Genomic DNA, 14,067 nt, shown 5'->3' with positions numbered 1-14,067 from the left:
CCAGCCCTTGTATTATGGGCTGGTGTTCATCGTTATACATGTCTATTCAGTGTATCCCATGCTGCTCACAAAACGACGGAAAGCCTGGCGTCCTGCTTCATCATATTTGTAGACACCTGCATGCTCCAGAATCTCGGCGAATTTCAAGCCGACTTCCTGCTGTACAATGGCAACGGCTTGTTCTTTGTCCAGCTTAGGACCAAACCGTTCAATCAATTCTTCCGCCCAGCCCAGATGTTTGTTCAACACATGATCGGAAGCTTTGGCCGCTTCAGCAAGCTTGGCATCTCCAGCGAGGATATCCGCGATACTGTCCAGTTCTTCTTTCAAACGACCTGGCAGAATGGCAAGTCCCATCACTTCGATCAGACCAATGTTCTCTTTTTTCAAATGGTGCATCTCACGGTGTGGATGGAAAATCCCTTCAGGATGCACATCATTTGTACGGTTGTTACGCAATACAAGATCCATCTCATAACCACCATCTGCACTGCGACGAACGATTGGTGTTACCGTATTGTGTGGCACTTGTTCCCCGTCCACTTCACTGAATGCTTCGATATCCACAGCAGAATCACTGTAGACCTTCCACGCTTCATATACGGCGTTACCCGCTTCAAGCAGCTCTGCAGGATCGTGTGAAGCCAGACGCATTACAGACATCGGCCATTTTACGAGACTCAGTGTAAGTCCAGGTGCATCTGCATGACGGAAGACCGCTTCTGGCTGTGCATTTTGAATGGCGAATGTATGACGTCCACCCTGGAAATGGTCATGTGTCAGAATTGATCCACCAACGATCGGCAAATCCGCGTTAGATCCGATAAAATAATGCGGGTACTCCCCGACAAAGGCAAGCAGTCTGCGAAGCGTATCCTTCGTCAGTTTCATCGGCACATGATCATGATGGAAAATGATGCAGTGCTCGTTATAGTACACATACGGCGAGTATTGGAACAACCAAGGCTCGTTGTTAAGCTCCAACGGAATGACTCTCAGGTTTTGGCGGGCCGGGTGATTCACCCGGCCAGCGTAACCTACATTTTCACGACACAGCTGGCATTTAGGATATACCGGCGGCGGAAGCAATTTCGCCATGGCAATTTCCTTTGGACTTTTCTCCGGCTTCGATAGGTTAATGGTAATTTCCATGTCTCCATAGGCCGTGTCCTGTGTCCAGTAGACGTTCTTCGAGATCCGATCCATCCGAATATAGTTGGAGTTAATCGACAAGTCATAGAATTGAGATGTGGCCGCCTCAATGCCTTCCGTCTGCTCCGTGTGGCGGAATGCGCGTACTACTTCGGACGGGCGTGCCATTAAATGACCCATGATTTTGGCATCCAGCAAATCACGGAATGTATCACTATTTTCAGGAATGAGTCCAATGGAAAATCCATAATCGATCAACGTATCCAGCATAGCCTGTGGGCCATCGGGCACATTCGCGTCCAACTCGCCGGCATAAGGCTCTGAGAATTCGAATTGTTCCAGCAGAAGGTTGCGGCTATAATCCCAATCCGCTTCCTCGATTAATTGTTTCTGCAAGGCAAATGCAACCAGACGTTCAATGGCATGCAGTGCTTCCTGCTGCTCCGGTGTCCGCTCTGTGGCACCTGCTGCAATATGAGTCTGTGACATAAGGTGTTCGCCTCCTAGTTTTTTCCGTAGCCGTCAGGACGTGATTGGTGCCAGCTCCAAGCGCTTTGAATAACATCTTCCAGATTGGTCCATTTTGGATTCCAGCCCAGGACAGATCTCGCTTTTGCAGATGAAGCTACCAGCACAGCCGGGTCACCTGCACGACGTGGTTCCTGTACAACCGGGATATCGAGGCCAGTCACTTTTCTGGCTGTTTCGATCACTTGTTTTACAGAGAATCCTGTGCCGTTACCCAGGTTGAACACATTACTGTTCTCACCTTTGCGAAGATAATCTACTGCACGCAGATGTGCATCAGCCAAGTCGCTCACGTGGATATAGTCACGAATACATGTGCCATCTTCTGTTGCATAGTCGTCACCAAACACGGCGATGTGCGGGCGTTGTTTCAATGCTGTTTGCAGCACCAGTGGAATCAAGTGACTCTCTGGCTGGTGATCTTCACCAATTTTGCCGCTGTCATGAGCACCGGCTGCATTGAAGTAACGCAGGGAAACGTATTTGATATCCTGAACTTTATCGAACCATGACATCATGCGTTCCATCATCAGCTTTGTTTCGCCGTATACGTTGGTTGGTTCTGTACGATCACTCTCTTCGATTGGCACTTTCTCAGGCTCACCGTAAGTAGCTGCTGTAGAAGAGAAGACGATGCGGCGTACGTTCGCTGCATTCATCGCTTCCAGCAGACAGAGTGTACCAAACACGTTGTTGTCATAATATTTAACCGGGTCTTTCATGCTCTCGCCTACGAGTGAGTTAGCCGCAAAGTGAATGACTGCATCGATTGAATTCTCAGCAAACAGCTTCGCCAGAATTTCTTTGTCACGCAGATCCCCTTCATACAACTTACCGCCGAGCAACGCTTCACGATGCCCTGTCTGCAAGTTATCCAGTACAACAACCTCTTCCCCACGTTCCAACAATGCTGCTACCGTATGAGAACCAATATACCCTGCTCCACCTGTCACCAAAATTGCCATTTTACTTCGCCTCCTTCAATTCTTTAACACCGTCGCCTACACCGCATACATAAAAATCACCTTTGAGATGGGTACGCGCTTCATATGCAGCGCCCACTTCACTTACAAAACGCTCGACATCATCTTCATGCACAAGTGATACGGTACAACCGCCAAATCCTGCGCCAGTCATTCGAGCACCAAGCGTGCCTGGAATCCGCTGAGCTTCTTCAACCATAACATCCAACTCATCACAGCTTACTTCGTACAAATCGCGAAGCGATTCATGAGAAGCGTTCATCAGCTTGCCGAAGGATTCCAGATCATTGATCCGCAATGCCTCCACCGATGCGAGAACACGTGCGTTCTCTTCCACGACATGCTGCGCACGCTGTCTTACTTTCTCATCCTTGATCTGATCCTGTAGTGTCACGAACTGCTCTGGCGTCAATTGAGCCAGGTAATTCAGTGCAGGCAGCTGTTCCTTCAAGATGGCAAGTGCCTGCTCGCATTGGGAGCGACGTTCATTGTAAGCCGAGTCCACCAGACCGCGGCGTTTGTTCGTGTTACCAATGACCAATTTGTAGGAGCCTGTACGGAAAGGAACCTTTTGGTACTCCAGTGTGTCACACATCAGCAGGATCGCGTGATCCTGAGCACCGTTTGCGACAGCGAACTGATCCATGATTCCACAGTTGACGCCTACGAACTCATTTTCCGCTTTCTGGGACAGAAGTGCCAGTTGAACCGTATCAATATCCGACACACCTTCCAGGGACTGAATCGCAAATCCGGTGAGTACCTCCAGAGATGCAGATGATGAAAGTCCTGCCCCGTTCGGAATCTCCCCGTGGTACAGGAAGTCGTAGCCTTTTGTTACATTCACGCCCTTACCTTGTAGTTCAACCATGACACCAACAGGATAGTCGGTCCATTCTCCGGTTTTTTCCTTACCGATGGAGGAAGTGTCTAGTACCCCTTCATAAGACATGTTCGTGGAAGCTAGTTGCAACTTGTTGTCCTGACGCTCACGAATGATCAAGGTTGTTCCGAATTCAAGTGCTGCCGGAAGCACGTATCCACCGTTATAGTCAATGTGCTCACCGATCAGATTCACACGCCCAGGGGCATGAAATACACGGATGTCCGCTCCACTCTCTCCGTACTTTTCAATAAACTTTTGTTTCAATTCAGTTACGTTCACTGCTGGTGCACCTCGCCTCGTTGTTGTGGTTTTCTTAATGTTATTATATAAGAAAGCGATCCCTCTTGTAATGCAACCATGTGTGTTTCATATGGATAAATGTGACCTTAAGGCGTATAATGATCAGAGCATCCCGGAAAGAAGGAAACGACCATGTCAGATCAATACAGCCCCAAGAAAGAATCCCTTGCATCATCTAACGAAAAAATACAGGAACCACCTTCCGGTAAAAGTGGAGCACTCAGTTATTCGGTTGCCTCCAATCCTGTCTATTATGAACAAGGCGCACTCCATGTCCTGTTTGCCGGGGCAAGCCAGACCCTTCCGGGTCACGCCCTCGGGCCCAAACTGTTTGATTATTATCTGCTGCATTATGTAGAAAAAGGAGCGGGTACGTTCCGTACCGAACTGCACACCTACGAGTTATCCGCAGGTGATTGTTTCCTCATTCATCCCGGGCAACTGGTAAGTTACCAGTCTCACGCCCGCAATCCATGGCAATACCGCTGGATCGCTTTTACGGGCAGCCAGGCTGCCCAGCATGCTGACGAGGCGGGATTCCGCCCGGAGAAATCCGTTTTTCATGCCGGACCATCCTGTGGAATTTCCGATTGGCTATCCGTGATGCAGGATGCTTTTGCCGAGCGCAAAGAAAGCTCCCATTTCACATCACTGGGTACGTTATATATGATTCTAGCTGAAGCACAGAATCACCTTTCGCAGGGTCAAACCTTAATTCCCGGTGAATCCTCCATCCGACGTACGGTGAAACAGATGATTCAATATATGTCTACCCAATATGCCTACCCTGTCTCCATTGAACAAATGTCTGCGAGTCTTGGGTACAACCGTGCTTATCTATCCCGTATTTTCAAACAGGAAACAGGACTTTCGCCAGTCACTTATCTACTAAAATTGCGGATCGACAAGTCGCGCCAACTCCTGAGAGAACGACCGGATCTGTCCATTGAACAGGTATCTGCATCAGTGGGACTGCCAGACGCGCTGTATTTCTCCAAACAGTTCAAACGATTTCACGGTGAAGCGCCCAGCTTGTATCGAGAGAAAATACTGTCCCGACCACTACATCAGGGGTTGCAGCAGAATGCTCAACAAATCAAACGGTGAGCAACATAACGGACGGAACCACGTACGACAAAAAAAGGTGCATTCCGCCATTATGGCTAAGATGCACCTTTTACACTTTATTTATTTGTCATCAGGCTCCGGAGACAGGATGGATTCAATCCGTTCCAATTCCTCTGTAGAGAAATCCAGCTGACTGAGCGCAGCCACATTCTCTTCAATCTGGGAAGGACGACTTGCGCCAATCAGCGCGGAAGTTACCCTGCCATTACGCAGCACCCATGAGAGTGAAAATTGGGCCAAACTCTGACCACGGGCTGCTGCAATCTGGTTCAGCGCACGCACTTTGCGGAGCGTCTCTGGAGAGATGTTGTTTTCATTCAGGAATACCGATGGTCCTTTGGCACGTGAGTCTTCGGGGATACCATTCAAGTATTTGTTCGTGAGCACACCTTGTGCCAATGGACAGAACGCAATACTTCCTGTTCCATACTCATCCAGTACATCCTGCAAACCATCTTCAATCCAGCGGTCCAGCAGCGAGTATTTCGGTTGATGGATTAACAGGGGTGTACCCAGACTTTTCAGAATTTCGGCAGCCTGTCTTGTCTGCTCTGCGGGATAGTTGGAGATCCCTACATACAGGGCTTTGCCCGAGCGAACAATATGATCCAGTGCCATCATCGTTTCTTCCAAAGGCGTGTCGGGATCATAACGATGTGAATAGAAAATATCTACATAATCCAGGCCCATACGCTTCAAGCTCTGATTCAGACTGGATACCAGATTTTTGCGTGAACCCCACTCGCCATACGGCCCGGGCCACATATAATATCCCGCTTTGGTGGAGATCACCAGTTCATCACGATAAGGTTTCAGATCCTGGGCCAGTACCTGTCCAAATAACTGTTCTGCCGAACCTGCCGGTGGGCCATAATTATTGGCAAGGTCAAAATGTGTAATGCCCAGATCAAATGATCGGGTAATCATATTACGGCCATTCTCAGCGTTATTGATACCGCCAAAATTATGCCACAGTCCCAGTGAAATCGCTGGCAGTTTCAAACCTGAACGTCCAACGCGGTTATATTTCATCGTTTCATAGCGAGTATCGCTTGCTACGTAGACCATTATGAATCCCTTCTTTCCCCAGGTTCCGCCTCTTGTATCCGGTCTATACCGGAGAATGCGGTTATTCAGTCCATACGTTCAACCAAGAAGCTGGTCCACATTATTCATTACCTCACCAATCGGCTCTGTAATCAGCAAATCAGCCCTCTGGTCGTAAGCGGTAGGTGTAGCGTTAAGCAGAACGGTATGTTTTCCCTGAAAATACGTAATTAACTGGGCAGCTGGATATACCGTTAGTGAGGTGCCTCCCACGAGTAACAGATCTGCAGAAGACAGTGCATCAATGGATCGATACAATGTCGTCTGATCCAGCTCCTCTTCGTAAAGCACCACATCCGGCTTGATCACACCACCGCATGTGGAACAGCGAGGTACGGTATCTTGGGACTGTATAATATCATTCAGCGTATAAAACTGCTTGCAATCCATGCAGGCATTACGATGAATTGAGCCGTGAAGTTCAAAAACATTGCTGCTGCCTGCCTTCTGATGCAGTCCGTCGATATTTTGCGTGATCACTGCCTGAAGTTTTCCTTCCTGCTCCAGACGGGCCAATAGTCGATGGCACCCATTCGGTTCCGCATCTGGATGAAGCATTTTGCCACGATAAAAATCATAAAAAATATCGGCATGTTGATCAAAAAAATGCCGGCTTAATAACTCTTCCGGTGGATAAGGCGAATGCTGCTCCGTCTGATACAGACCCGCAGCCGAGCGGAAGTCGGGAATCCCGCTTTCCGTTGAAGTTCCGGCCCCTCCGAAAAAAACAATCCGGGAGCTCTCCTGAATCCAGGCAGCCAGTTGTTCTGTTGCGTTCATCCTCTCTCCTCCTTTTATTTACTATATAAATTGAACTAAAGAATATTTACACTGTCCTCTCCATTTCGTGTAAATGTTAGTTCAATTTATATAGTTCATTCTGGCTAGGCTAACTTATGAAGTAACGCTTATCTCATTATAATGACGAATAATGGCATGGGCATCAACCAGGTGAGATCCTTGATCTAACTGTGGACAGTAACCGAGTGTATAGGATACGCCTGCGTGCCGCCCCATCTGCATATCCCCATTACTGTCTCCAATTACAACGGCCTCGGCAGGATCGATATGTAATTCACGGCAAGCCAGGAGTGCTGCTTCTCCATCCGGTTTGCCCTGGGTCACCCGATCACAGCCCACAATGGAGGGGAAAAAGGAACGAATCCCCATCCAATCCAGATGTGTTTCTGCTGCCGCTGTACTGTCTGAAGTGACGACTGCCAGCTGTATGTCTGCTGCCCTGCAACTGTCTAAGAAAGCCAGTAATCCTGGCATCGGTTCAGCCGATTTGCGTTCCCTTACCGATTTCATGGCCACACTTGAAAATTGGCGTATCGTTGTGATCGCTTCATTCCATGGCATGCCAGCTGCATACAGCTGGCCGGCAAGCAATCCCGTACATTCATCCACAGTCGCAATGGCCAGTGGTCCTTGCGGATCATAACCGACAATATGACCTTCTGCATTATGAATGGTGCCCAGGACGTGCTCCCGTTCAACCGTAAATGAAGCTCCAAGCTCATTCATACGTGATTGTAACTGACTCAGCAACGTCTCTGCCCATGGCCCCCATAGCTGGAGGAATTCCAGTAATGTTCCATCTTTATCAAACAGGATAGCTTTACATGGGATCTGCACTCCATACACTTGAAGCATGGTCATCCGTATCACCTCCATCAAGTTATGCTATAAATACATACAGCCCTTAATGCAAAATAATCAAAATCTATTTGATCGTACTTAACCAAGCCAGTACTGTCTTGACCGTCTGATTCAGCTGTTCTTCTCCACTCACTTCCGGCTTACCATCTCCTTTTTGATGACCATAATCACCGAACTGGGCGTGGTTTCCACCTTCAATGGTGTAGTATACCGTCTCCACGGGCAAATACATACGTCCACTCTGATACTTGGTCATATTCACAACCTCATCTTTAGTACCCAAAATGGATAAAGCAGGTATTCCCAGTGTCATTACACTCCCTTTTTCATCCGGGTAAGATGCCAAGAAGAAGATCCCGTGAAGTGCATCAGGATGCGATGCTACATAACGTGCAGCCATGGACCCACCGAGAGAATGTCCACCCATAACGAATTGTTCATCTGGATATGCGGCCAGTATCTCATCTGCCAAGTTTGGCTTGAGCACTGCCAGGTTAACTGGCATCTTGGCAATAATCGTGTGATGACCCGCAGCGGCCAACTCATGCGCAAGTGGTGCGTAACTTTCAGGTTTTACCAGTCCACCAGGGTAGAAAAGTACACTTTTCCCAGTCGGTTTATCTGGCACAAAATCAATCCAGTTCTCTTGTTCGCTCACGGTCACCTTATTGGCTGTTTCCATGGCCGTTTGAGCTGTTTCCTGTGGACCGTATGGTGTGAATAATTTCCACGCAACAAATCCACATCCAATGACAATGAGCGCCAGAAGTACGAGCAGGAATTTCCCGATGCCCCTCTTCTTGCGCCCTGTATTATACCGATTTCTCAACGTTAATCACCTTTCTTCACTTCCGCAGGTGCCGCGGCTCACAGAATTGGGAGCCTTTGTCCATTAGGCTCCCCTTCTACGAATTGAAAAATATTATTCAGCCTTGGCCTTGCGGTAAGCATCCATATATTGTTCCGCTTTACGACGGACATGACTCAGGTCACCCGTCTTCACAGCTTCCGATGTCAAGTCGGAGCCAATACCAACAGCCACTGCTCCACCCTTGATCCAATCCCCCAGATTAGACAAGGATACCCCGCCAGTTGGCATAAAATTCGCCTGTGGCATAGGGCCCTTCATCGTTTTGATAATTGAAGGATCATACAGATTACCCGGGAACAACTTCACAATGTCCACACCGAGTTCCAATGCGCGTTGAACATCAGCAATCGTCATCACACCAGGCAGAATCGGAATTCGATACAGGTTGCAGATCTGAACCGTATCCGGGTTCAGGGAAGGTCCGACTACAAACTCGGCACCCGACATGATGGCCGCTCTTGCCGTTTGCGGTTCAAGCACCGTTCCCGCACCAATAATTGCGAATTTCTCTGGATCTTGTGTGTTCCAATGGTATACACGGCTTAATTTTTCAATGGCTTTGAGCGCACTGGGTACTGTCATCGTAATCTCGATAACTTTAATGCCACCCGCAATCGCTTGCTCGGCCATGGCAATGACTTGATCAGCAGAATCTGCACGCAGAACTGCCACAACCCCATTGTCCGTAATCTTTTGCAACAGCTGAAGCTTCTTCATTTCATTCTCTCCCTTGTCAATGTGGTGGTTGTGTATACAAGCCTTACATTTAAGAACGAAGATGAGCCATATATGATTTCAGAGCGACTAGCGCTCAACATGGGCAACGTTGTTCAGCTTGGCCTCGACCTGCCCCCACGTCGGGAGCGCCTCCCAATCGCCAACAGCCTGTATAACCATGGAACCGGTCAAATTGCCGAGACGGGTTGCTTCCTGCGGGGAGTATCCTTTTAATAACCCCGATAAAAATCCCGCGCAGAAACCATCCCCTGCTCCTACCGTATCCAGAACATAATCCGCCTTAAAGTACGGAACTTCCGTTAGGGTACCATTCGCCAATACGTAGGTCAAATCAGGGCCACCCTTCACGATGCACACAGCATTCATGGAAGATAAACGCTCAAGTACTTTTTGATCATTTTCTTCGTTATATAGAAGTTTCATCTCGTCCAGGCCCGGTAAAAAGTAGTCCGCCAGTTCAGCTAAACGTAGTAAAACGGGGCGTGCTTCATCCGCTGACCATAGTTTAAGACGTAGATTTGGATCAAAGCTTACTTTCACACCTGCCTGTTTGGCAATATGTATGGCAGCCTCTACCGTTGCAAGTCCGGACGGGCTTATCGCCGCCGTTATACCTGTAACATGTAATATGTTCGCCCCGGCAATATAATCAGGATCCAGATCATCAGGTGTGATCGCACTTGCAGCAGATAGCTTCCTATAATAATGCACCGAGGCTTTCCCGGAAGCGTTCTCACGAATCATCAAACCAGTTGGCTCGTGATCACTCAACCTTACCCGGGATACATCTACGCCTTCACCGCGAATGGCTTTCAGAATCATACTGCCGATCGGATCATTGCCCAAACGTCCAAACCAACCACTGGTATGCCCCAGGCGGGATACGCCAATAGCCAGATTGCTCTCAGCACCCCCGAAAGACTTGTCCAGTGTGGCTGCATATTCCAGCCCTCTTGTATCCTTGGCAGTCAGCAAACCCATACTCTCCCCAAACGTAATAATTTCCGGGCTTGGATAGGGACTCGTTGACATGATTTCTTCCCTCCTTATAGTTACATTCCCTCATCTTCTTTTTCTATTGTCATCCTCTATGCAACCGTTGTCAATCCCGTTGCGTTCATTTTGTTGTCACAGCTTTGATAAAAGATAACGCTTACTAATGTGAATTAAATCACAATAGATAATGAACATCCATATTACCCTTATTACAGATGCAAATGACCTTGTAACCAGGTCTATAAGGGGGCTACACCATGAAAAATCAGACACTGATCCGGGATGATCAGGAATCTTTCTTTTACAATCTGCGCTTTATGCTTATCGTCTGTGTCCTAGCTGGTAATGCACTTGAACCACTCATTACACGTTTTGCAGGAGCGGAAGCTCTGTTCCTGTGGATATATACGTTTCACATGCCACTCTTTGTATGGGTAACCGGGTATTTTGCGACACACTCACTCCAAGGTGCATCTGGACGAAACGTCCTGAAGCAGATTGCACTACAGTATGTACTGTTTCAGTCCTTATACGCATTGATGGACTTTACCGTATTCCACACACCCCATATGCGGCTATCCTTCTTTGCACCTTACTTGCTGTTATGGTTTCTCGCGAGTCATTTCTGTTGGCGACTGTTGCTTCGTCTGACGATTTCCTGGAAACCGATATATCGGCTGATTGGATCGATTGCGCTCGGTATAATTGCCGGGTATTTGCCCATCGATGGGTTCTGGCTCAGCTTCAGCCGTACATTTGTATTTCTGCCGTTCTTTGTCATCGGTTATGACTATGGAGCAATCATCCGTTCACATTTATTATCCGGTTGGGGGCGGAAAACCGCAGCCATCCTCTCTGTTGCACTGTTGGTATGGATCGGGTATGGTGGTTTGAACATTTCTTCCGGATGGTTACTCGGCAGCATGACGTACGCCGAACTGGGTCACCACGAATGGTATGCCGGCATCTTCCGACTTGGAGTCTACCTATTGGAGATCGCATCGGCAGCACTGTTCTTGGCCTGGGTACCTTCCTTGACTTCCAGACTGACGGACCTTGGACGACGCACACTTTATGTATTCCTGCTGCATGGGTTTCTCGTTCGTCTCGCGATCTGGTCCGGAGTCTACAGTTATATGGGAAGCTCGGCGTATATTCCAGTCATACTTGTCATTGCCGTACTCTTCGCAGTCACCCTAGCTCTGCCGGCTGTACGTCACACCTTCAAACCTTTAATTGAACCGGATATATCCCGATTTTCTTTCCATCGACATGAGGTGTTTAAACGGTCGGCCTAATGCTCTGACGGATCTCTTCACCATCCGTTCTATCCTGGTGTGTTGTTTCAGGCTGGAAATAAGGTGGTAAATTAGGGATACGCGCTACAAAAAACAACTTATCGTGTAAGGAGTGATTTGTAATGGCACGTCAACCGACGTCAGAACGCAAGATGAGCCGTGAGGAAGCCGGCAGACTAGGTGGTAAAGCCACTTCCAAGAACCATGATCGAAGCTTCTACCAGATGATTGGTAAAAAGGGTGGAGAAGCGACTTCAGATGCCCATGACACTGACTTTTACAAGCAGATTGGTCGCAAGGGCGGCGAAGCAACCTCCGAAACTCATAATAAGGAATTCTATCGTGAGATTGGACGCAAAGGTGGAAGCAACTAACGAATTCCGCTCGCCACATCGAAACATGATCATAGCTTTCCCGCAAATCAAGAAGTCTAATTCCATGAAAATGGTTTGAGGCTTCTTTCTATTGATTGTAGAAATATGACGACGGTTGTGATAGACTCAATAGAAAAACCGGGTGTTCACGGGTTTAAAGCAGCAAAGAATTTCACAAACTACGGGGAGCTCGACACCGGCATGCCGGTCCTTTTTTTTAGAGTACGGATGAAATTAAACGACAGATGCACTGCCATTTACTTTTCCATTCATGTTGCTCAATATTATATATTTGGGGGGAATACACCATGTCAGCCAAGAAGATGCGTTCCGATATGATCAAAAAAGGTTTTGACCGTGCACCACACCGGAGTTTGCTCCGCGCAGCGGGCGTAAAAGAAGAGGATTTCGGCAAGCCGTTTATTGCCGTATGTAACTCATACATCGATATCGTGCCCGGCCACGTCCACCTTCAGGAATTCGGTAAAATTGTAAAGGATGCTATTCGTGAAGCCGGTGGCGTTCCATTCGAATTCAACACCATCGGAGTAGATGATGGAATTGCCATGGGACACATTGGTATGCGTTACTCGCTGCCAAGCCGTGACATTATCGCGGATTCCGTGGAAACCGTTGTATCTGCACACTGGTTCGACGGCATGGTATGTATCCCGAACTGCGATAAAATTACACCTGGCATGATGATGGGTGCACTCCGCTGTAATATCCCTACCGTGTTTGTCAGCGGTGGACCGATGAAAGCCGGTCGTGACAGCAATGGTAAAGCTCTATCCTTGACCTCTGTATTTGAAGGCGTAGGCGCTTATCAAGCAGGTAAAATCGATGATAAGAGCTTGCTTGAACTTGAACAGTTCGGCTGTCCAACATGTGGATCATGTTCCGGTATGTTTACTGCAAACTCCATGAACTGTCTGGCTGAAGCGATGGGACTGGCTATGCCAGGTAACGGAACCATCCTGGCTGTTGCTCCTGAGCGTCGTGAGTTTGTTAAACAATCTGCTAAACAATTAATGGAACTTATTAAAATGGATCTGAAACCACGTGATATCGTTACTGTAGAAGCGATCGATAACGCGTTTGCACTGGATATGGCGATGGGTGGATCTACGAATACAGTACTGCACACGCTGGCACTGGCTCATGAAGCTGGCATCGAGTATCCAATCGAGCGCATCAATGAAGTAGCTAACCGCGTTCCGCATCTGGCGAAACTTGCACCTGCTTCCGATCTTCACATCGAAGACGTTCACAATGCAGGCGGCGTAAGCGCAGTGCTGAACGAATTGCTCAAGAAACCAGGCGCGATTCACGGTGACTGCATTACTGTAACGGGTAAAACGATCCGTGAGAACGTTGAAGGAAAAGAAATTCAGGATACAAATGTCATTCACCACCTGGATAACCCGCATTCCGAAAAAGGCGGCCTGGCTGTATTGTTTGGTAACCTTGCACCACAAGGCGCTATCATCAAAGTTGGTGCAGTTGATGCTTCGGTTGGCGGATACCACAAAGGTCCTGCCATCTGCTTTGACTCCCAAGAGCAAGCGCTCGAAGGTATTGCTAACGGCAAAGTAAAAGAAGGACATGTTGTTGTTATCCGTTATGAAGGACCAAAAGGCGGACCAGGTATGCCTGAGATGCTGGCTCCTACTTCCCAGATCGTAGGTATGGGGTTGGGTGCTAAAGTCGGTCTGATCACCGATGGACGCTTCTCTGGCGCCTCCCGCGGAATCAGTATCGGACATATCTCTCCGGAAGCGGCTGAGGGTGGTCCAATCGCCTTTGTTGAAGAAGGAGACATCATCGAGCTGGATCTGAACAACCGTATCATCGAATTGCACATCAGTGACGAAGAGTTTGAACGTCGTCGCGCTGGTTGGAAAGGCTTTGAACCGAAAGTAAAAACCGGTTACCTGGCTCGTTATTCCAAACTGGTTACCAATGCAAGCAACGGTGGCGTACTGAGTATCTAATTCATTAATAAATAAAGGGTTGCTCTTCTGCCAAATCTGGCGAAGGGCAA

The 14,067-nt window shown here is 48.2% G+C and carries 12 protein-coding genes and 1 pseudogene; 4 read left to right on the top strand and 9 right to left on the bottom strand.

What is annotated here, in order from left to right:
• Nucleotides 1-42 precede the first annotated feature (42 nt).
• The 3 genes from AC6CIF_RS25845 to AC6CIF_RS25835 are packed head-to-tail and all read right to left on the bottom strand — an operon-like array spanning nt 43 to nt 3,828.
• Nucleotides 43-1,641 carry a UDP-glucose--hexose-1-phosphate uridylyltransferase gene (locus tag AC6CIF_RS25845; RefSeq protein ID WP_498202073.1) on the bottom strand — a complete coding sequence of 533 codons (1,599 nt, stop codon included), beginning with the start codon at nt 1,639-1,641 and terminating at the stop codon, nt 43-45.
• A 14-nt stretch (nt 1,642-1,655) separates the two neighbouring features.
• Nucleotides 1,656-2,645 carry a UDP-glucose 4-epimerase GalE gene (gene galE, locus AC6CIF_RS25840; protein ID WP_076212410.1) on the bottom strand — a complete coding sequence of 330 codons (990 nt, stop codon included), beginning with the start codon at nt 2,643-2,645 and terminating at the stop codon, nt 1,656-1,658.
• Nucleotide 2,646: 1 nt separating this feature from the next.
• Nucleotides 2,647-3,828 (bottom strand): galactokinase, encoded by a 1,182-nt coding sequence (locus tag AC6CIF_RS25835; RefSeq protein WP_498202072.1) that lies wholly within the window; start codon nt 3,826-3,828, stop codon nt 2,647-2,649.
• Nucleotides 3,829-3,981: 153 nt separating this feature from the next.
• Here AC6CIF_RS25835 and AC6CIF_RS25830 point away from each other — a divergent pair, with 153 nt between their 5' ends.
• Entirely contained in the window at nt 3,982-4,956 is a 975-nt protein-coding gene (locus tag AC6CIF_RS25830) for an AraC family transcriptional regulator (protein ID WP_498202071.1), read from the top strand.
• An 81-nt stretch (nt 4,957-5,037) separates the two neighbouring features.
• On the opposite strand, the gene mgrA is transcribed toward AC6CIF_RS25830, so the two are convergent.
• The 6 genes from mgrA to AC6CIF_RS25800 form a co-directional block, all read right to left on the bottom strand.
• Nucleotides 5,038-6,045: an L-glyceraldehyde 3-phosphate reductase gene (mgrA, locus tag AC6CIF_RS25825; protein ID WP_076212414.1), complete on the bottom strand. Its 1,008-nt coding sequence runs from the start codon at nt 6,043-6,045 to the stop codon at nt 5,038-5,040.
• Nucleotides 6,046-6,123: 78 nt separating this feature from the next.
• The gene (locus tag AC6CIF_RS25820) at nt 6,124-6,864 is read right to left on the bottom strand and encodes an NAD-dependent protein deacylase (protein WP_498202070.1); all 741 of its coding nucleotides are present in this window, start codon (nt 6,862-6,864) and stop codon (nt 6,124-6,126) included.
• 114 nt (nt 6,865-6,978) lie between these two features.
• Nucleotides 6,979-7,746: an HAD family hydrolase gene (locus AC6CIF_RS25815; RefSeq protein ID WP_498202069.1), complete on the bottom strand. Its 768-nt coding sequence runs from the start codon at nt 7,744-7,746 to the stop codon at nt 6,979-6,981.
• Nucleotides 7,747-7,810: 64 nt separating this feature from the next.
• Nucleotides 7,811-8,575, bottom strand: a complete 765-nt coding sequence (locus AC6CIF_RS25810) for an alpha/beta fold hydrolase (protein WP_498202068.1) — start codon at nt 8,573-8,575, stop codon at nt 7,811-7,813.
• A gap of 93 nt (nt 8,576-8,668) precedes the next feature.
• Nucleotides 8,669-9,334 (bottom strand): bifunctional 2-keto-4-hydroxyglutarate aldolase/2-keto-3-deoxy-6-phosphogluconate aldolase, encoded by a 666-nt coding sequence (locus tag AC6CIF_RS25805; protein ID WP_017686833.1) that lies wholly within the window; start codon nt 9,332-9,334, stop codon nt 8,669-8,671.
• Between the two features lie 87 nt (nt 9,335-9,421).
• A complete protein-coding gene (locus AC6CIF_RS25800) occupies nt 9,422-10,387 on the bottom strand; it encodes a sugar kinase (RefSeq protein WP_498202067.1) in 966 nt (321 codons plus the stop codon).
• A gap of 221 nt (nt 10,388-10,608) precedes the next feature.
• Here AC6CIF_RS25800 and AC6CIF_RS25795 point away from each other — a divergent pair, with 221 nt between their 5' ends.
• The 3 genes and pseudogenes from AC6CIF_RS25795 (at nt 10,609) to ilvD (ending at nt 14,017) form a co-directional block, all read left to right on the top strand.
• A complete protein-coding gene (locus AC6CIF_RS25795) occupies nt 10,609-11,649 on the top strand; it encodes an acyltransferase family protein (protein ID WP_498202066.1) in 1,041 nt (346 codons plus the stop codon).
• 122 nt (nt 11,650-11,771) lie between these two features.
• Nucleotides 11,772-12,014 (top strand): annotated as a pseudogene (locus AC6CIF_RS25790) (KGG domain-containing protein); the annotation flags it as partial.
• Nucleotides 12,015-12,331: 317 nt separating this feature from the next.
• Entirely contained in the window at nt 12,332-14,017 is a 1,686-nt protein-coding gene (ilvD, locus tag AC6CIF_RS25785; RefSeq protein WP_074096200.1) for a dihydroxy-acid dehydratase, read from the top strand.
• The last annotated feature ends 50 nt before the right edge of the window (nt 14,018-14,067 follow it).

Source organism: Paenibacillus sp. GQ49 (assembly GCF_059759055.1).
Note: the sequence above shows the minus strand (reverse complement) of the source record. Positions and strands in the feature narration are given on the sequence as shown.

What these genes read in the sequence shown, in the direction of transcription:
- AC6CIF_RS25845 (WP_498202073.1), bottom strand. Translation starts at nt 1,641, where the DNA reads ATGTCACAGACTCATATTGCAGCAGGTGCCACAGAGCGGACACCGGAG.
- galE (WP_076212410.1), bottom strand. Translation starts at nt 2,645, where the DNA reads ATGGCAATTTTGGTGACAGGTGGAGCAGGGTATATTGGTTCTCATACG.
- AC6CIF_RS25830 (WP_498202071.1), top strand. Translation starts at nt 3,982, where the DNA reads ATGTCAGATCAATACAGCCCCAAGAAAGAATCCCTTGCATCATCTAAC.
- mgrA (WP_076212414.1), bottom strand. Translation starts at nt 6,045, where the DNA reads ATGGTCTACGTAGCAAGCGATACTCGCTATGAAACGATGAAATATAAC.
- AC6CIF_RS25820 (WP_498202070.1), bottom strand. Translation starts at nt 6,864, where the DNA reads ATGAACGCAACAGAACAACTGGCTGCCTGGATTCAGGAGAGCTCCCGG.
- AC6CIF_RS25815 (WP_498202069.1), bottom strand. Translation starts at nt 7,746, where the DNA reads ATGACCATGCTTCAAGTGTATGGAGTGCAGATCCCATGTAAAGCTATC.
- AC6CIF_RS25805 (WP_017686833.1), bottom strand. Translation starts at nt 9,334, where the DNA reads ATGAAGAAGCTTCAGCTGTTGCAAAAGATTACGGACAATGGGGTTGTG.
- AC6CIF_RS25800 (WP_498202067.1), bottom strand. Translation starts at nt 10,387, where the DNA reads ATGTCAACGAGTCCCTATCCAAGCCCGGAAATTATTACGTTTGGGGAG.
- AC6CIF_RS25795 (WP_498202066.1), top strand. Translation starts at nt 10,609, where the DNA reads ATGAAAAATCAGACACTGATCCGGGATGATCAGGAATCTTTCTTTTAC.
- ilvD (WP_074096200.1), top strand. Translation starts at nt 12,332, where the DNA reads ATGTCAGCCAAGAAGATGCGTTCCGATATGATCAAAAAAGGTTTTGAC.